Below are 17,565 nucleotides of genomic sequence, written 5' to 3'. Positions count from 1 at the left end.
TGGGAGTCTAATTGCCTGATGCGAATATAATACAGCAACTGTTTGCCGACGCAAAGAAACTTCGCGCATTGGCCCTTGTAACCGGCAGGTTCCAGCGCAACATGACCGACATGTTTTATCCTAGGAGACCCTCATGCGCGTCCTATCCTTTGCCATTGCCCTGCTTTTGACCAGCCCGGCCTTTGCGGAAACTGTTCCAACCATCACCGTTTCGGGTGAAGCCAGCGTCGTCACAGCGCCCGATGTGGCGACACTGTCCTTGGGAGCGACAGGACGGGGCAAAGACCCGATAACGGCGATGAATGCCACATCCGAGATTTTGGATGCGGTCATTGCCCGGCTACGCGATCAAGGGCTGGAAGAGCGTGACATCCAAACGTCTTCGCTGCGGCTCAACCGAATGGCGCGTTGGGATCGCGAAAAGGAAATTGAGGTTTTCCAAGGATTTGAAGCCAGCAATATGCTCTCGATTCGGGTTCGTGACCTGTCCCAGCTGAGCGAGGTCCTGGGTGCGGTTTTGCAGGACGGGGCCAATAGCCTGTCGAACCTGTCATGGGGAGTTCAGGACACTCAAACACTAGAAGACGAAGCCCGCCGTCGCGCGATCAAAGACGCCATGGCCAAGGCCGCGCTTTATGCGGATGCGGCGGGGGTGACGGTTGGCGCGGTCCAATCCATTCGCGATACGGCTGAGCCATTGGTGCAATCGTCTATGGCGCGCTCGGCACCTGTGATGGAGGCGATGGCCGCGGATGTGCCGGTTGCCGCGGGCGAGATCGAGGCAACCGCGCGGGTGACCATGGTGTTTGAAATCGCGAAGTAAGCCAAAAGAAAGGCGGGGAATTTCCCCGCCTGACCGTTGTTACCGTTGTTAATGTGGCTGCCTGACCGAGTTGACAGGCGGCTTTTCTATTGCACCAGATTAGGCACCGGCTTTGGCCAGAGCCTGTTCCAGATCCGCGATCAAGTCGGTCGCATCTTCGATGCCTATCGAAATGCGCACCACATTTGGCCCGGCACCAGCGGCAGTTTGTTGCTCTGGTGTGAGCTGACGGTGGGTTGTCGAGGCCGAGTGGATCACCAAGCTACGGGTGTCACCCAAGTTGGCCACATGGCTGAAGATTTCCAGTGAATCCACAAACTTGATACAAGAATCATAGCCGCCCTTTAGTGCAACGGTGAACAAGCCACCGGCCCCTTTGGGACAGATACGTGCGACACGATCATTGTAGGGCGACGAGGGCAGACCGGCATAGGTGACCTCTTCGACAGCGGGATGCGCTTCGAGCCAGCTGGCGATGGTTTGGGCGTTTTCCACATGGCGCTGCATACGCAACGACAGGGTTTCGGTGCCCATCAAAGTATAATGCGCCGCCTGTGGGTTCAACGTCATGCCAAGATCGCGCAGACCGATGGCAATGCCGTGGAAGGTAAAGGCCAGCGGGCCAAATGTTTCGTGGAACTTGAGGCCGTGATAAGCGGGTTCCGGTGCGCTGAGCGATGGGAACTTGTCGCTGGCGGACCAATCAAACTGGCCGCTATCCACGACGATGCCACCGGTGACGGTGCCGTTGCCGGTTAGGTATTTGGTCAGCGAATGCACGACCAATGTTGCGCCATGTTTGATCGGGTTACACAGGTACGGCGTGGCCGATGTGTTGTCGACGATCAGTGGCAAGCCCGCCTTGTCCGCAACGGCGGAAATCGCATCCAGATCGGTGATGTAACCGCCCGGATTGGCGATGGATTCACAGAAAACCGCACGAGTGTTGTCGTCAATCGCGGCGGCAACGGCGTCGAGATCATCGAAATCAACGAATTTGGCCTCCCAGCCGAACCGCTTGATCGTCTGGCTGAATTGGGTGATCGAACCACCGTAAAGACGGGTGGACACAACCACGTTCAAACCGGGACCCATCAAAGGGAAAAGCGCCATGATTTGCGCCGCATGACCGGACGAACAAGCCACCGCACCAACGCCGCCCTCAAGCGTAGCAACACGTTCTTGCAATACGGCGACGGTGGGGTTGGTCAGACGCGAATAAATGTATCCAACTTCTTGCAGGTTAAACAGCGCGGCCGCGTGTTCCGCATCACGAAACACATAGGCTGTGGTCTGATAAATCGGTGTTTGGCGTGCGCCTGTGGCCGGGTCCGGGCGGGCTCCGGCGTGGATTTGCAGCGTGTCAAAGCCATAATTTGGGGCGTCGGTCATGGTTCTCTCCCTTAATTCGTTGTGACAAGGGGTATGCGATTGCCGACCACGCGGCAACGGGGCATTCTCAAAAAGACCGTTTTGGCGGTCTGATCGGAACTTTTGTTCTGCTTTTGGCGATGCTCGTGAAACTTTCGTTCCGCTGGATCATCGCATCCAAAACCCTTCGCGTTTGATTTTGTTGCGAATAGCCTGTTCCTTGCGGGGCAGATCGTCGCGATCAAACAAGGCGCGCACTTTGTCACCTCGGTTCTGATAAATCATCCGTTTGAACGGATCATAGGCCTTCAGAACCTTTTTAACCTTATTCGGTGTCGCAATCGCGGTGAGTGTTTCGACCACCAAATCGCTTTCACGGGCATAGAGCAAAGGCAAAAGCCGATAGTGACAAGTGACATCGCCATCCAACATCCCATCGGGCAAGGTATCGCGCCCGCCGCCCAATGCATGGATCACCAAAGGCAAAGCCACCTGATCCAACCAGGGATCAAAGCTTTGACAGACCAATTCAGGGGGGGCGTTGTCGCGGATTTCGAGCGCGTATTTCAGGAACAGGTCGCCAAAGATTTTGGGGCATTTGTAGAAAAAGAAACCGGCGTTGAAATACAGGTAGCGCCGCCAATATTCGTCTGGCCAACTGGTATCGAGCGAGCTTGCGAAATCGAGGTCAAAGCGATCATAGAGCGATTTCCACGTCTCATTATAGCCCGGCCCATAAAGCTCGAGCTTGGGCCAGGTATCTTCGCGTCGCATAGAGGCGGTGGGCCGGTCAAAATCAAATGGCACGGTGTCGAGATCGCCCGTCACCAATGTATCGGTGTCAAAGAAAACGAATGGCTCACCCTCGGGCAGGGCAGCCAGCGCTTCGATTTTGTTGCCATAGGGATAGGCATGTCCGAAATGCCGGCTCTCGAAGGAGACAAATGTCGCCCCCAGTTCTTCGAGCAAAGCGTGACAGGCCGGGTCGGCAATTCGCGGGTCATGTGGCCAAAGCGGGCCGGGCAGGGGTTGCGCGATAAAAAGGCGAAACCGTTTGGAACGGGTATTGCGTTTCAAGGACGCCGCAAACAGCACCGCCTCGTATTGAAGGCGCCCGGATTGCGCGACTATGCAAATATTTACAGTTTGAGGTGCGCGCGCTTTGCGTGCCATGCTGTGCCTGCCCGTGTTTGTCTTTTGCGGGCACTATAGGCAGGATTTTTGGCGTCCAAAAGCGTTGATCTGTCTTTGATCCTTGAATTCAAGCAGGAGAGCAGGATGCTCGACGTTTTTTTGATTTTTTTGGCCACCGCAGCAGGGGGGGGTGGTGATGCCGATGCTCCGGCTGTTGCCGCTGTTGCCGATACGGCAGCGGAAACTTTGGTCCTTGATACCGGCGATGCGCCCGCGGCCGCACCAGGAAGCAGCAGTGGAGAGGAACTTCCGCCTGGCGCAAAACCCGAAGTCGCCGCCGAGCCCGAAGTGCTGCCTTATGAGGCAGAGCAGCAAGTGGCCAGCGGGCGTTTCACGACGGCGCTTGAGGTCAAACCGATCATGAATATGACCCGCGCCAATTGGGTTGCGGTGCGTGATTACAATGGCCAAGACCTTGTTTATGTGACGCATATTTGGTCGTGGCGCTGTGGTTTGGTCGCGATGAAGTTTGCGGTGAACGACAATGAGCTTGAGGAATGGCCTCTTCCCAAGTGTCATGATGATACCAACAGCCCAAATGCGATGTTGCCCGAAGATGGTTTGCCCTATCGGGAATTCCCGGCTGGGTCTGTTGAAACGCTCACGGTTGAATTGATCTATGACGACCTCACCATTGATCGCGCCACATTTAACCGCAAAGGGGTGATGTTGCCCTAAACGCGGGCTCACTCTGATTTTCCCAAAGCACAGAAACTTGCCAATTCTGGATCAAACAGCGCGCCATTTGGCGCGCTGAACCCTTGCAGGCCAAGGGCCGCCGCGCTAAAGCCAAAACCAACTCGAAATACGCCCGACCCAAAACACGAAAGAGGCCTGCCCAATGTCGATTGACATCGAGACCGCCGCAAAGGTGGCGAAACTTGCCCGTATCAAAGTTGAAGATGACGCGCTTCCGGCGCTGGCGCAGGAATTCAATGATATTCTTGGGTTTATCGAGCAGTTGAACGAAGTCGATGTCGACGGTGTTGAGCCGATGGTATCGGTCACGCCGATGCGTCTAAAGCGTCGTGTCGACGGGGTAACAGACGGTGATCAGCAGGAAAAAGTGCTGAAAAACGCGCCAGATGCGCGCGAAGGCTTCTTTGCGGTTCCGAAGGTGGTAGAATAATGGCTGATCTCAACAACATGAAAATCGCCGAAGCCCGTGACGCATTGCGCAAGGGTGATGTGACGAGCCTTGAGTTGACCGAAAGCTGTTTGACAGCGATCGAAAGCTCGGGTGCGTTGAATGCTTTTGTGCACAACACCCCCGATCTGGCTCGCGATCAAGCCAAGGCCGCCGATGCGCGGATCAAGGCCGGTGATGCGCCTGATATGTGCGGTATTCCTCTGGGGATCAAAGACCTGTTTTGCACCAAAGGTGTTGAAAGCCAAGCGGCGTCGAACATCCTCAAAGGGTTTAAGCCGGAATACGAAAGCACCATCACCAGCAAGCTGTTTGATGCGGGGTCGGTCATGTTGGGTAAGCTCAACATGGACGAATTCGCCATGGGGTCGTCCAACGAAACCTCGGCTTATGGCAATGCGGTGAACCCATGGCGTCGGGGCAATGACGACGCTCAACTCACTCCGGGTGGAAGCTCGGGCGGGTCGGCGTCGGCTGTTGCGGCCGACCTATGTCTGGCCGCGACCGGCACAGATACGGGTGGGTCAATCCGTCAACCAGCGGCCTTTACCGGTATCACCGGCATCAAGCCAACTTATGGCCGTTGCTCGCGTTGGGGCGTTGTGGCCTTTGCGTCGTCATTAGATCAGGCCGGTCCGATGACCAAAGATGTGCGGGATGCCGCCATTATGCTTGAGACGATGTGTGGTCATGACCCAATGGACAGCACATCCGCCGATCTGGCCGTACCAAACTTTGAGGCCATGCTGACCGGTGACATCAAGGGCAAAACCATTGGCATTCCTAAAGAATACCACATGGATGGTATCCCTGATGAAATCGAAAAGCTTTGGGCCGATGGCCGTCAGATGTTGCAAGATGCCGGTGCCAAAATCGTCGACATTAGCCTGCCGCACACCAAATACGCGCTTCCGGCCTATTACGTGATTGCCCCGGCTGAGGCCTCTTCGAACCTCGCGCGCTATGACGGTGTACGCTATGGGCACCGCGCTTCGCTTGAGGCGGGTGATGGCATCACCGAAATGTACGAAAAGACCCGCGCCGAGGGCTTTGGCCACGAAGTGCAGCGCCGTGTCATGATCGGCACCTATGTTCTTTCGGCGGGTTTCTATGATGCCTATTACAACCGCGCCCGCAAAGTTCGGACACTGATCAAGAAAGACTTTGAGGATGTGTTTGCCCAAGGTGTTGACGCGATCCTGACACCGGCCACCCCGTCATCGGCCTTTGGTTTGGGTGAAATGAAAGACGCCGATCCGGTGCAAATGTATCTGAATGACGTCTTTACGGTCACGGTGAACCTTGCCGGTCTGCCAGGGATCGCGGTTCCCGCCGGATTGGACAAACAGGGTCTTCCCCTTGGGCTGCAACTGATTGGGCGTCCTTGGGAAGAGGGCGATTTGCTAAATACCGCCTATGCGCTTGAGCAATCTCTTGGTTTTGTAGCCAAACCAAGCAAATGGTGGTAAGCGCCCCCAAAGGTTAACACCGATAGGGTGAGGCAGGAGCGAAGATGCGGTTAATGATGTTAAGTGTGGCGGCGCTTGCCCTTGTGGCGTGTGGGCCAAAAGTGCCCGACAGCGCGGCAGGTGTCGTTGATACCGGTGCCGGTGTTGGGTTTGGCAACTACGACACTTACGACGCACAGCGTGAAGCTCAGCTAAATGGAACGGCTGTTCCTGGCCCGGTTGATGTGCAAGCAACCCCATTGGACAGTGCGGACAGAGACGCGGCTTTATCGGCCGCGTCGGCAAATTCCGGAGTTGCACCTCTGGATGCCTCACCGGCCAATGCCAGCCCGGCGGTGGTGCGTAACTCGGACGGTATTTCGGGTGAAAACGATTTTGATGCAGTTGCGGCGCAGCGCGATATTCAAGCCGATGCGGCATTGATCGCACAGAACCGTGCGCAATATACGTTGATCGCTCCGACCGATTTGCCCAAACGTCCCGGTAGCAACGCCCCCAATATTGTCGAATACGCCTTGAGGACCGATAACCCGGTTGGCACGTCATTGTACAAACGCTCAAGCTTCCGGGCTGAAACAAAATTCGCTCGGGCCTGCGCGGCGTTTGCGTCGGCGGATTTGGCCCAAGAAGCATTTTTGGCTCAAGGCGGACCGCAAAAGGACCGCAAGGGGATGGACCCGGATGGGGATGGTTTTGCCTGTGATTGGAATCCCAGCCCGTTTCGGGCTGCGCGTGGCGGGTAAACAACGTTCGTGATTGGATCTCGGGACGCCATCGCCTTTCCTTCTGACAACTTTGGGCCGCGGCGCAATGGCGCGCGGCCCAATTTAATCGTGCTGCACTATACGGCGATGACAAGCGCTATTGGAGCACGCGATTGGCTTTGCAATCCCGAGGCAGAGGTGTCGGCACATTACGTCATCGCCGAAGATGGCCGATTGTGGCAGTTGGTCAGCGAGGAAAAGCGTGCTTGGCATGCGGGGGCAGGGGCCTGGGGCGCGATCCAAGATGTGAATTCACATTCGATTGGTATCGAAATCGCAAACACCGGATCACAGCCCTTTGCAGACCCGCAGATGCAGGTTCTAGAGGACCTATTGCGCGGGATCATGGCGCGTTGGGATATTCCGGCTGATCGGGTGATTGGCCATTCTGATTGTGCCTTGGGGCGCAAGATTGATCCGGGGCGGCGATTTGATTGGCTGCGTTTGGCGCGTCAAGGATTGGCGATATGGCCATATGCGGCGATGCCGGGTGATTTTGACAAAGACTGTGCCACCTTTGGTTATGTCGCGGAAGAAGGGCAGCAAGACCAGATTTTGGATGCTTTTCGTATGCGGTTCCGACCATGGGCGGATGGCCCGTTGGATGATATGGACCGGGCTCTTGCCGCCGACCTTGCTGCGCGCTGGCCGTTTCAACTTGAAACGGGCCTAGTGGTGTGACGCTGTTACATTGTGCGCTTCCGCGCGCTTGAATGACGCCCGTTTCAAGGTGATGGCCGACATCTTTGTTCCGGTGTGCGCGCCCTAGGTCATTCCAAATGATAGGGCAGGACCCCCCGCAAGGTAGGATCAATGGACAGACGTTTTTCCAAAGGCGGCACCGAGCGTTGGTGGCACTTTGTGCGCTCACATATACGGCAGGAAATGCCGATAGGTTCGAAGGAAGAGGCGCGGGTGAAATCCATATCATCGGCATAGACCAAAGCAGCGGCGTGGCGTACGTCACAGCCCAAAGCAATGGCGTAGCGCCGCGTTGGGGCCCCGAAATGACCGCCGGTTTTGCTTACGTCGCAGGCAAGAGAGATATAGCGCACCCCGTCCGGTGTTTCGGCGAGCTGGCGCAAAAATTGCCCCGGCGTTTCAAAGGCGCGGTGCACGTTCCAAAGCGGGCAGGCCCCGCCGAAACGGGCAAATTGCAGGCGTGTGGCGGAATGGCGTTTGGTGATTGTTCCGGCTTGATCGACACGCACGAAAAAGAATGGGACGCCCTTGGCACCGGGGCGTTGCAAGGTTGAAAGGCGATGGGCCACCTGTTCAACCGATGCGCCAAAACGGGCCGAGAGAAGTTCCAGATCGTGGCGGGTTTCTTGCGCGGATTCCAAGAAGTCCTTGTAAGGCATCATTGCCGCCCCGGCGAAATAGTTGGCCAGGCCAAGTTTGGCGATGGCACGGGCTTCGTCGGATTGAAACCGCGCCAGATCAAGCGTGGCGTCCAAGAGTTGGTTTTGCCCAAGCAAGGCGACCTGAACCAAAAGTTGGAAAGTCTGGGTTTCGACCGGGGCAAGTGCGCTCAGGGTCAATTCGCGGCGTTCGTCGTCAAAGCGGCGCATCGGTGTGGTTTGGGTAAAGCGCACCGTGACCCCGTCGCGGGATAGGCGTGCGATGGCCGCGCTGCGAATATCGTGCTCTGCGCCGGAACGCTGGGCATAATGCTCGGCGGCGCGATCCACGGCATCAATGTAATTGTCACAATAGTGAAAGAAATCGCGCACCTCTTCCCATGGGCTGGGTCGGAGCTGGGCATCTTCTCGGCCCAGGGCCTCATCCAGCGATGCCAACCGTTCATGGGTTTGTTTATAGGCGCGGTGCAGCGCAAGAAAGGCCCGCGCAAAGGCCGGGGCGTTGGACGCGGTCAGGCGCAGGTCGGCCAATTGTGGAGCAGCCTCACCAAACACCGGGTCGGCAAGGGCTTCGCGCATGTCCGACACCAATCTCTCGGCGTCGCCCTGGCCAAGTTCGGTGACATCAAAGCCAAATTCCTGTGCCAGAGCCAAGACAACCGTGGTCGACACCGGGCGGTTGTTGTTCTCCATCTGGTTCAAATAAGGCAGGGACACGCCCAGCTTGGCGGCAAAGTCCTTTTGCGTCAGGCCAAGCCGTGTGCGGATGTCACGAAGCTTGGCCCCGGCATAGAGCTTTTGAGTTGCCATGTTTGCACCTTTGCGATTTTCTTGTCGCAAGTTTGCAAGGTAAGTCAGGCCACGTCCAGCCCCCCAAGCTGTCTTTCGCGACGAATGACCAAGAGAATGACAACAACCGAGGCCGCAGACGTCCCGGCCATCATGAACAAGAGCGGCCAAGCGCCAGTTTCGGCGTTCAGCAATAGGCCTGCCAAAGCGGACATCGCCGCGCCGCCACCCAGCATGATCGCCCCGCCCAGGCCAGAGGCCGTTCCGGCAAGCTTGGGGCGGACGGACAACATCCCGGCGGTGGCGTTGGGAATGGTCATGCCGTTGCCGATTCCGACAAAGGTCATAAATCCAAAGAACACCCACTTGCTATCAAGTCCCAATGCAAAAAACGCCATCAGTGTGATCATTGGGATAGTGACGATGATGCTTCCCCAAAGCACCATGGTGTTCACCCCGATCCGCGCCGCAAAGCGGCCGGTGATGTAGTTACCAAGGAAGTATCCAACTGCCGGAGCCCCAAAGAAGAAGCCCAGTTCAGCGGCGTCCATGCCGTAGAGCACGGTGCCGATAAACGGAGCCCCGCCGACATAGGAAAAGAACGCCCCAGAAGACAGCGCCGTTGCCATAGCGTAGCCCCAAAATCGTTGTGAGGTAAGCAGTTCAGGGTATTCCCGCACCTGTTGGCCCAGCGTTTGGCCGCTGCGGACATTGGTTTCGCCAACATCTACATAGGCGATCCAGAGGATCAGCAAACCAACCGCCAAAAGCAGCCAGAAATTAGCCTGCCAGCCCATGAGTTCACCCAAATAGCCGCCAATCACCGGCCCGACCATCGGCACAACGGACATGCCCATAGTGACATAGCCAATCATCGAGGCGGCTTGGTCTTGGGGGTACATGTCGCGCACAATGGCACGGCTTAACACCATGGCGGTGGCGCTGACGGCTTGTAACATTCGAAAAATCAAGAAGCTGTAGACATCGGGCGCAACCAAACAGCCGATGGTGGCGATACAAAACAGAGCAATCCCAGCAAGCAAAACCGGGCGGCGCCCAAAGTGATCGGAAGTCGGCCCGATAAAGATTTGCAAAAGCGCATTTGCGCCAAGATACCCGGCCACAGCCAGCTGCATCACCTGATATTCGGTGTCAAAATAGGCTGTCATCATCGGCAGCGAAGGCACAAAGATGTTCATTGCAAGGGCTGATAAGCCTGCCAGAAGAACCAGTGTGACAATATGTGGCGGGGTTGCGCGGTCCCGAAAACGGACCTCAATACGGGTATCCATGTTGTATCGGTAGGCTTCAAAATCGGGTTTGTCCATGAGGGCTATGACATGACTAGGTAGTTTGCAGTTTTGCAAGTTTACAAGTGGGTGTTATTCTTACTTTGCAAATTTGCCAAGAATCCCTTGAGACAAAGGGTTTGGCCTGTATTTTCACGCCAAAGCTTTTGCGCGCCGACTTGGCAACCTCTTGCAATGCGCACAATGTCTGTGCGCGGATTTGCAAGAACCGGGGGGAGGGCGCGACTTGGATAGGAAAGGGATGGCACATGAAAGACATTCTCCAGGAACTGCATGACCGCCGTGAAAACGCCCGTTTGGGTGGCGGACAGCGCCGGATCGACAGTCAGCACGCCAAAGGCAAGCTGACTGCGCGTGAGCGGATCGACCTGCTTCTCGATGAGGGCAGCTTTGAGGAATACGATACCTTTGTTGCCCATCGCTGCACCGATTTCGGCATGGAAGACAACCGTCCCTATGGCGACGGTGTTGTCACCGGCTGGGGAACGATCAATGGCCGTATGGTTTATGTCTTTAGTCAGGACTTTACCGTTCTGGGTGGCTCGGTCTCTGCGACCCATGCTCAAAAGATTTGCAAGATTATGGACATGGCGATGCAGAACGGCGCGCCTGTTATCGGGCTGAACGACTCTGGTGGTGCGCGTATCCAAGAGGGTGTCGACGCGCTTGCCGGTTACGCCGAGATTTTCCAACGCAACATCATGGCGTCCGGTGTTATCCCGCAGATTTCCGTCATCATGGGCCCCTGTGCCGGTGGCGCGGTCTATTCTCCAGCGATGACCGACTTCATCTTTATGGTCAAAGACAGCTCTTACATGTTTGTCACCGGCCCTGACGTTGTGAAAACCGTGACCAATGAGGTTGTGACCGCCGAGGAACTTGGCGGGGCAAGCACCCACACCAAGAAGTCGTCGGTTGCGGATGGCGCGTTCGAAAATGACGTCGAAGCGTTGGCCGAAGTACGCCGCTTGGTCGACTTCTTGCCGCTCAACAACAAAGAAAAACCGCCGGTGCGTCCGTTCTTTGATGATGTTGATCGGATCGAGAATAGCCTTGATACCCTGATCCCCGAAAACCCCAACATGCCCTACGACATGAAGGAATTGATCGCCAAGGTCGCCGACGAAGGTGATTTTTACGAAATCCAAGAGGATTTCGCCGGCAACATCCTGACCGGGTTCATTCGCCTTGAGGGTCAAACCGTGGGTGTTGTTGCCAACCAGCCAATGGTTTTGGCGGGCTGCCTGGATATCGACAGCTCGCGCAAAGCGGCGCGGTTTGTGCGTTTCTGCGATTGTTTCGAAATTCCGATCCTGACCTTGGTCGACGTTCCGGGCTTCCTGCCCGGCACCAGCCAAGAATATGGTGGCGTTATCAAACACGGCGCGAAACTGCTCTTCGCTTATGGCGAAGCCACGGTGCCAAAAGTCACAGTGATCACCCGCAAAGCCTATGGTGGGGCCTATGACGTGATGGCGTCCAAGCACCTGCGCGGCGATGTGAACTACGCTTGGCCCACGGCCGAGATCGCGGTGATGGGCGCAAAAGGCGCGACCGAGATTATTCACCGCGCCGATTTGGGCGACGCAGAAAAGATCGCAGCGCACACCGCGGAATATGAAGATCGCTTTGCCAACCCGTTTGTGGCGGCTGAGCGCGGCTTTATTGATGAGGTGATCCAGCCGAAATCAACCCGCCGCCGTGTATCCCGTGCCTTTGCGATGCTGCGCAACAAGCAGCTTAGCAACCCGTGGAAAAAACACGATAATATTCCGCTGTAAGGACAATCATGGCCAAGGGGAACCATAAGTCTCGTCAGGGTTGGCATGAGCTGCGCGATGGAGCGCAACTCACGCTGGCCCGGCATCTGCCTGCGCGTTTCGACGTGTCAGCAGAGGCCACTCTGCCGCCTGCGCGGCGGGGGCGGTTGGCGCGTCAGATCCGTCAAGATCTGTGGCGCGAACTTAGGGGCTTGCGCGGTTTCTCTCCTGTGGTAGTGATTGTCGCTACGGAAGAGGGGGTAAAAGTGACTGCGGGCGGCCAATTTTTGGTGCGCGGAGCGGTTCCGACCAACCTTTCGACCAAGATTCAAGCGCTGTTGGACAGCCCGGCACATCGTGCTCGTTGGTTGTCTTGGGCGCGGGTGCGCGGCTTATGAGCTGGCACACACGAGTTATATCCCTGGGTGCGCCCGGGATTTTCGCAGCCCCGGCGGGAGGACCCTTCGGGGGTCGGGGCTGCACCTTACTCACCACTGCATTGACCACGATCGTTTTAACCTTTGCCGCGACGCAGGCGTCCGCAGAAGAGCCTGTTGATGTCCCGTCAGGGTTGGACGTGGTGTTCCATGATTGGTTGGATGATCAGGGCGCGCATCGCTTTCGTTTTGTTGCGCCAGAGATCGGGCAGGGGGGCAAAACCTTCGACGACGTGGTCGATGACATGGCGCATCTGTGTGACCAATTCGTGCTCCCTCAGCTGGAAATCCAAGAGCTTCAGGCGTCACAGGTTGTCATCAGCCTGATGGCCGAACCTGTTGATTTTGGCGCAATGGCCCCCGAAGTAACCCAATTTTTCGAGAGTTATAGCGTCGAAAACGGCCTCTGTATCTGGGAGCTTTTTTGATGCGTACACAATATCTTGCGGATCGACTCTCATGTGGACAACTTTCTGAGGCTTTGCAGTCACAGGATTTTCTCTCGGGATTGGGAACGTATCTTTTTAACAACCTGTCCGTTAATTTGAGCCCAGATTGCTCCCAAGCAGTCTTTACCTCGAAAAGGGGTCTGGCATGGCTTTACGGCTGTGTTGACCTCGTTGAATCTGACAGGAGTCTTAGATGTCCAAGAGCATCAAACTGCTTGCCATGTTCGCCATTGTTGCAGGCGTTTCCGCTTGTGGTGGCCAACAAGAAGAAGAGTTCGTTGTCGTTGATCCAGAGCCGATCAGCGTTGAGCCCGTCTACACCGGCAAGTACAAGTAATTGTACCCCGGGGCGGGCCTTCGGGCCCGTTCCGAACCACACCGCGCCCGGCGTTGGTGTGAAAAAGCTTTGCAAAGCTTTGGCAAACCTCTTGCATGAGGTCGCATCGCAAGGCACCCCCCGTTGGGAAAACCAATCGGAGGGCATACCATGCTAAAGCATCGCGGTTTCCCCGGGCGTTTGCCGGGAACTGATTTCCAATTCACAATCCGTCGCCCCAACCCCAAGGGTGTCACAGCCATTACCGAGCGTGAGAGGTTTCGCGACCGTCGTCCGCCGGACCGTCGTGCCGACGCGGCTTTCATGGCTGCGCTTTGGAGCCATTTTGGCGATCAACCGTTTGAGCGGGGTAATTTGGATGCCGGGCGTCTGAGCTGGCTGTTCGGCCGCGAAGTGCTTCCTTATGACGATCCGTTTGATCCCGAAAGCTATGACGCCTTGCTGGTGATCGACGAAACTGCGGCGCGCGCTGCCTTTCCTGAAGCATTCGATAATCCGGAGCAATTGGCATGATCCTGCTTGCGGCCATCCGATTTGCGCAAAACGCTGCCGAAATCGGCCTGCGTTTTCCTTTGCGCTATGCGATGGCCAATGGCTTTGGCAGCCTAGGGTTGAAAAATGAAACGTGGACCCAAGACACGATCATTTTTCAACGTGACCCTTCCCTTATGGGGCGGTCCGGGCATTCCCCTGTCCGTCCGCCCCGCCTTTTCAAGTCTTCGGAAATTTCTGCTCTTCGGCAAGGGTTTGCCGAGGATTCCTCATGTAAACCACGCTCATGGACAGATCGTGTGTTTTCATGGTCCATGGCCCTATCCGCCATAAGGATCAATGAGGAAAGAGCACAATGCAAAAATTCAAATGGATGGCCGCTGGTCTTGCGTTTACGACGCTTGCTGCCTGCGGTGACACAATTGGTGAACAAGCGCTTGTCGGCGCCGGGGCAGGCGGCGCAGCTGCCGTTGTCCTTGAGCAAGACGCGCTTATTGGTGCGGCCATCGGGGCCGCTGGCAATATCGCCTATTGCAACAAATATCCGGACCGCTGCTGATCACCTTCGGCACACGGTTCGCGTTGGATTTGACCGGTCTCGTCCCTGGGGGTCCCCAAGGTACGAGGGCGGTCTTTTTGTATGTTCTGGCGCGCCAAGCGCCGCCAGGCCCGAGACATAAGGAAAGGGACAGATATGTTCGACAAGATCCTGATCGCCAACCGTGGTGAGATCGCCTGCCGCGTTATCAAGACAGCGCGCAAGATGGGTATCAAGACTGTTGCCGTCTATTCAGATGCCGACAAGCAGGCACTGCATGTGCAAATGGCGGACGAAGCCGTTCATATCGGCCCGCCACAGGCCAACCAGTCATACATTGTGATCGACAAGATCATGGATGCGATCCGCCAGACCGGCGCACAGGCTGTGCACCCTGGTTACGGTTTCTTGTCTGAAAACTCCAAATTCGCCGAAGCCCTTGAGGCCGAAGGCGTGGCCTTTGTCGGCCCCCCAAAGTTCGCGATCGAAAGCATGGGTGACAAGATCACCTCGAAAAAGATCGCCCAAGATGCCAAGGTGAGCACCGTTCCCGGCTATATGGGTTTGATCGAAGACGCCGATGAGGCGGTTAAGATTTCGAACCAAGTTGGCTATCCTGTCATGCTCAAAGCCTCGGCTGGTGGTGGCGGTAAAGGGATGCGGATTGCGTGGAATGACGAAGAGGCCCGCGAAGGCTTTCAGTCGTCCAAGAACGAAGCTGCGAATAGCTTTGGCGATGATCGGATTTTCATCGAGAAATTCGTCACCCAGCCGCGTCACATCGAAATTCAGGTTCTTTGCGACGCCCATGGCAATGGCATTTACTTGAACGAGCGTGAATGCTCGATTCAGCGCCGTCAGCAAAAAGTTGTCGAAGAAGCGCCATCGCCCTTCCTAGACGAAGCAACGCGCAAAGCAATGGGCGAACAATCCGTCGCTTTGGCCAAGGCCGTTGGTTACACCAGCGCCGGCACGGTGGAGTTCATCGTTGATGGCGATCGCAACTTCTATTTCCTCGAAATGAACACGCGCTTGCAGGTGGAACACCCTGTGACCGAGCTGATCACCGGTGTTGATCTGGTCGAGCAGATGATCCGCGTTGCCAATGGCGAGCCGCTGAGCATCACACAGGACGACGTGCAGCTGAACGGTTGGGCAATCGAAAACCGTCTCTATGCCGAAGATCCATATCGTGGCTTCTTGCCGTCGATCGGCCGTCTGACACGTTATCGTCCACCGGCTGAAATCGCCGCTGGTTTGTTGTTGGAAAACGACAAATGGCAGGGCGATGCGCCAAGCGGTGACAACGCGGTGCGCAATGATACCGGCGTCTATGAAGGCGGCGAAATCAGCATGTATTACGACCCAATGATTGCGAAACTCTGCACATGGGCCCCAACCCGTGACGCCGCGATTGAGGAAATGCGTGTGGCGCTTGATAGCTTTGAAGTTGAAGGCATCGGTCACAACTTGCCGTTCCTGTCGGCGGTGATGGATCATCCTGTTTTCATCAAGGGTGACATGACGACCGCCTTTATTGAAGAACAATATCCCGATGGTTTCCAAGGGGTTGAACTGGCCGAGGCCGAGCTTCGCCGGGTTGCTGCCGCCGCGGCCGCGATGAACCGTGTTGCCGAAATTCGCCGCGCGCGGGTGTCTGGCCGTCTCGACAATCATGAGCGTGTGGTTGGCGCGGATTGGAACGTAAGCCTCCAGAAAAACGGCTTTGATGTTGTCATTGATGCCGATCCTGCCGGGTCGACCGTTCGCTTTGCTGATGGCGGTGACCTGCGTGTCGAAGGGGATTGGACGCCGGGTGATAGCCTTGCGCGGATGACGGTCGACGGAGCGCCATTGGTGCTTAAGGTTGACAAGATCACCCATGGTTTCCGGGTTCGCACCCGTGGTGCCGATCTCAAGGTACATGTGCGCAGCCCGCGTCAGGCCGAGCTTGCGAAAATGATGCCTGAGAAACTGCCGCCAGATACCTCGAAAATGCTGCTCTGCCCAATGCCGGGCCTGATCGTCAAAGTTGACGTAACCGAGGGCGAAGAAGTTCAGGAAGGTCAGGCGCTCTGTACTGTTGAGGCGATGAAGATGGAAAACATCCTCCGCGCTGAGAAAAAGGGCGTGGTGTCCAAGATCAATGCCGCAGCGGGTGATAGCCTAGCTGTGGATGATGTGATCATGGAATTCGAGTAACCCCTTGATCCGGGCCGCCACATATCTTTCCGTATTTGCGGAAACCAAGCGTCAACCCTTCTCGGCTACACCTGCCGAAACGGATGTTTGGCGATTGGACGCGGCTTATGGTGGCCCGATTAAACCTGATAGGGCGGATGGTGGTGCTTTTGGCGCTGCTCTCGGCCTGTACGCTCGACAAAGAGGCCGAGTTGCGCGCACAGCTTTCGAATTGGGTTTTTCTCGCGCAAACCCGCGTTTTCGTGTCCAAAATGAGCTGCACCGCTGCGGTGTTCGATCTGGTTCGTCCCGAGATCAGCAGCAAAATCGAACGGGCGAAATCCATCGAAACGGCTTTGACGCGGGTGCGCAACGGGCGACCGGTTTTGTTCGACATCCCGGATGTCAGCCCCAACGAGATTTCCCAACAATTGATGTCCAAGGATTTGGGCAAAGGTCTTGGCATGTTGTCGACGGGCGTCGGCCCGGCCAAGGACTGTATGGAAGACGAGGTTGCCGTTGGCTATTACGCGGTTCTGATGTCGCCGGATACACGTACAATCTACGACCCGGCTGGCGACGCGCTGCTGATGATATACCCACCGGGAAACCTAGCGTTTTTCCTGCGTGGCAATGTTTAGCGGTACGCCCTTGCCAAGGCGATTGTGTTGTTCCCCGACGGTTGGCCTACCGGTCGCGAATTTCCTGTTGGCGTAGGGGCAGCTTGTCGATTGAACGAGAAATCTCGCGCATATCCCATGGGGCTGGCTTGCGGATCACCACGCTGCCATCTTTTGCCAAGACCACCAGCATAAACCCACGGGCGCGTAGCTCTTGGCGAACGGCGCTGCGAGCTTTGGGGTCGGTGTCGGTAATCACCACCACATCGCGTTCCAACAAGGCCTCTGGCCGATCTTCGATCAACCGCATTTGTTCGGCAAAACGGGGATCGTTAGGATTGTCTGCAAAAACAACGACAATGCGTTTTTGCCAGACCCAGTCCTCTAAGGTCGTTTCCGATGCGTCCTGGATCAAGGTAAACGGTTCCTCGGCCTCTGTGGCGGAAAACGCCATAGAACCAAGGGCTACGGGCAACAGCGCCGCGATGGCGAGACGTGAAAATGCGTTCATACCCATAGATAT

The 17,565-nt window shown here is 56.4% G+C and carries 19 protein-coding genes; 14 read left to right on the top strand and 5 right to left on the bottom strand.

Annotated features, from left to right (window positions below; genetic code table 11):
- Positions 1–133: 133 nt before the first annotated feature.
- A complete protein-coding gene (locus tag AC5EFR_RS14710) occupies positions 134–823 on the top strand; it encodes an SIMPL domain-containing protein (protein ID WP_493576542.1) in 690 nt (229 codons plus the stop codon).
- Positions 824–922: 99 nt separating this feature from the next.
- Here the strand turns inward: AC5EFR_RS14710 and AC5EFR_RS14705 are convergent, their stop codons facing one another.
- The gene (locus tag AC5EFR_RS14705; protein ID WP_493576541.1) at positions 923–2,215 is read right to left on the bottom strand and encodes an O-acetylhomoserine aminocarboxypropyltransferase/cysteine synthase family protein; all 1,293 of its coding nucleotides are present in this window, start codon (positions 2,213–2,215) and stop codon (positions 923–925) included.
- Positions 2,216–2,362: 147 nt separating this feature from the next.
- The gene (locus tag AC5EFR_RS14700; RefSeq protein ID WP_493576540.1) at positions 2,363–3,367 is read right to left on the bottom strand and encodes a GT-B fold glycosyltransferase domain-containing protein; all 1,005 of its coding nucleotides are present in this window, start codon (positions 3,365–3,367) and stop codon (positions 2,363–2,365) included.
- 105 nt (positions 3,368–3,472) lie between these two features.
- Here AC5EFR_RS14700 and AC5EFR_RS14695 point away from each other — a divergent pair, with 105 nt between their 5' ends.
- The 5 genes from AC5EFR_RS14695 (at position 3,473) to AC5EFR_RS14675 (ending at position 7,449) form a co-directional block, all read left to right on the top strand.
- Positions 3,473–4,066 carry a hypothetical protein gene (locus tag AC5EFR_RS14695; RefSeq protein ID WP_493576539.1) on the top strand — a complete coding sequence of 198 codons (594 nt, stop codon included), beginning with the start codon at positions 3,473–3,475 and terminating at the stop codon, positions 4,064–4,066.
- A 163-nt stretch (positions 4,067–4,229) separates the two neighbouring features.
- Complete coding sequence (gene gatC, locus AC5EFR_RS14690; RefSeq protein WP_493576538.1) at positions 4,230–4,517, top strand: Asp-tRNA(Asn)/Glu-tRNA(Gln) amidotransferase subunit GatC; 288 nt, start codon at positions 4,230–4,232, stop codon at positions 4,515–4,517.
- Complete coding sequence (gene gatA, locus AC5EFR_RS14685; protein WP_493576537.1) at positions 4,517–6,004, top strand: Asp-tRNA(Asn)/Glu-tRNA(Gln) amidotransferase subunit GatA; 1,488 nt, start codon at positions 4,517–4,519, stop codon at positions 6,002–6,004. The genes gatC and gatA overlap by 1 nt, the downstream gene beginning before the upstream one ends.
- A gap of 44 nt (positions 6,005–6,048) precedes the next feature.
- Positions 6,049–6,747 carry a hypothetical protein gene (locus AC5EFR_RS14680; protein ID WP_493576536.1) on the top strand — a complete coding sequence of 233 codons (699 nt, stop codon included), beginning with the start codon at positions 6,049–6,051 and terminating at the stop codon, positions 6,745–6,747.
- A gap of 9 nt (positions 6,748–6,756) precedes the next feature.
- Positions 6,757–7,449 (top strand): N-acetylmuramoyl-L-alanine amidase, encoded by a 693-nt coding sequence (locus AC5EFR_RS14675; protein ID WP_493576535.1) that lies wholly within the window; start codon positions 6,757–6,759, stop codon positions 7,447–7,449.
- 89 nt (positions 7,450–7,538) lie between these two features.
- Here AC5EFR_RS14675 and AC5EFR_RS14670 read toward each other — a convergent pair whose 3' ends face one another.
- Both AC5EFR_RS14670 and AC5EFR_RS14665 read right to left on the bottom strand, forming a co-directional pair.
- Positions 7,539–8,939: a helix-turn-helix domain-containing protein gene (locus AC5EFR_RS14670; RefSeq protein WP_493576534.1), complete on the bottom strand. Its 1,401-nt coding sequence runs from the start codon at positions 8,937–8,939 to the stop codon at positions 7,539–7,541.
- A 44-nt stretch (positions 8,940–8,983) separates the two neighbouring features.
- Entirely contained in the window at positions 8,984–10,210 is a 1,227-nt protein-coding gene (locus AC5EFR_RS14665; protein WP_493576533.1) for a multidrug effflux MFS transporter, read from the bottom strand.
- A 266-nt stretch (positions 10,211–10,476) separates the two neighbouring features.
- Here AC5EFR_RS14665 and AC5EFR_RS14660 point away from each other — a divergent pair, with 266 nt between their 5' ends.
- From AC5EFR_RS14660 to AC5EFR_RS14625, 8 genes are all read left to right on the top strand, one after another.
- Positions 10,477–12,009, top strand: coding sequence for an acyl-CoA carboxylase subunit beta (locus AC5EFR_RS14660; RefSeq protein WP_493576532.1), 1,533 nt, complete (start codon positions 10,477–10,479; stop codon positions 12,007–12,009).
- 8 nt (positions 12,010–12,017) lie between these two features.
- Positions 12,018–12,386, top strand: coding sequence for a hypothetical protein (locus AC5EFR_RS14655; RefSeq protein ID WP_493576531.1), 369 nt, complete (start codon positions 12,018–12,020; stop codon positions 12,384–12,386).
- Between the two features lie 101 nt (positions 12,387–12,487).
- The gene (locus AC5EFR_RS14650; RefSeq protein WP_493576530.1) at positions 12,488–12,853 is read left to right on the top strand and encodes a DUF6497 family protein; all 366 of its coding nucleotides are present in this window, start codon (positions 12,488–12,490) and stop codon (positions 12,851–12,853) included.
- A 214-nt stretch (positions 12,854–13,067) separates the two neighbouring features.
- Positions 13,068–13,211 carry a hypothetical protein gene (locus AC5EFR_RS14645; RefSeq protein WP_299928030.1) on the top strand — a complete coding sequence of 48 codons (144 nt, stop codon included), beginning with the start codon at positions 13,068–13,070 and terminating at the stop codon, positions 13,209–13,211.
- Between the two features lie 150 nt (positions 13,212–13,361).
- Positions 13,362–13,724 carry a hypothetical protein gene (locus AC5EFR_RS14640; RefSeq protein ID WP_493576529.1) on the top strand — a complete coding sequence of 121 codons (363 nt, stop codon included), beginning with the start codon at positions 13,362–13,364 and terminating at the stop codon, positions 13,722–13,724.
- 334 nt (positions 13,725–14,058) lie between these two features.
- Positions 14,059–14,262, top strand: a complete 204-nt coding sequence (locus tag AC5EFR_RS14635) for a hypothetical protein (protein ID WP_493576528.1) — start codon at positions 14,059–14,061, stop codon at positions 14,260–14,262.
- 135 nt (positions 14,263–14,397) lie between these two features.
- The gene (locus tag AC5EFR_RS14630) at positions 14,398–16,443 is read left to right on the top strand and encodes an acetyl-CoA carboxylase biotin carboxylase subunit (RefSeq protein WP_493576527.1); all 2,046 of its coding nucleotides are present in this window, start codon (positions 14,398–14,400) and stop codon (positions 16,441–16,443) included.
- A 107-nt stretch (positions 16,444–16,550) separates the two neighbouring features.
- Positions 16,551–17,063 (top strand): hypothetical protein, encoded by a 513-nt coding sequence (locus tag AC5EFR_RS14625; RefSeq protein ID WP_493576526.1) that lies wholly within the window; start codon positions 16,551–16,553, stop codon positions 17,061–17,063.
- Positions 17,064–17,109: 46 nt separating this feature from the next.
- Here the strand turns inward: AC5EFR_RS14625 and AC5EFR_RS14620 are convergent, their stop codons facing one another.
- Positions 17,110–17,553, bottom strand: a complete 444-nt coding sequence (locus tag AC5EFR_RS14620; protein ID WP_493576525.1) for a DUF4174 domain-containing protein — start codon at positions 17,551–17,553, stop codon at positions 17,110–17,112.
- Positions 17,554–17,565: the final 12 nt, after the last annotated feature.

The sequence above is a fragment of the Pelagimonas sp. genome, assembly GCF_058892305.1.
Note: the sequence above shows the minus strand (reverse complement) of the source record. Positions and strands in the feature narration are given on the sequence as shown.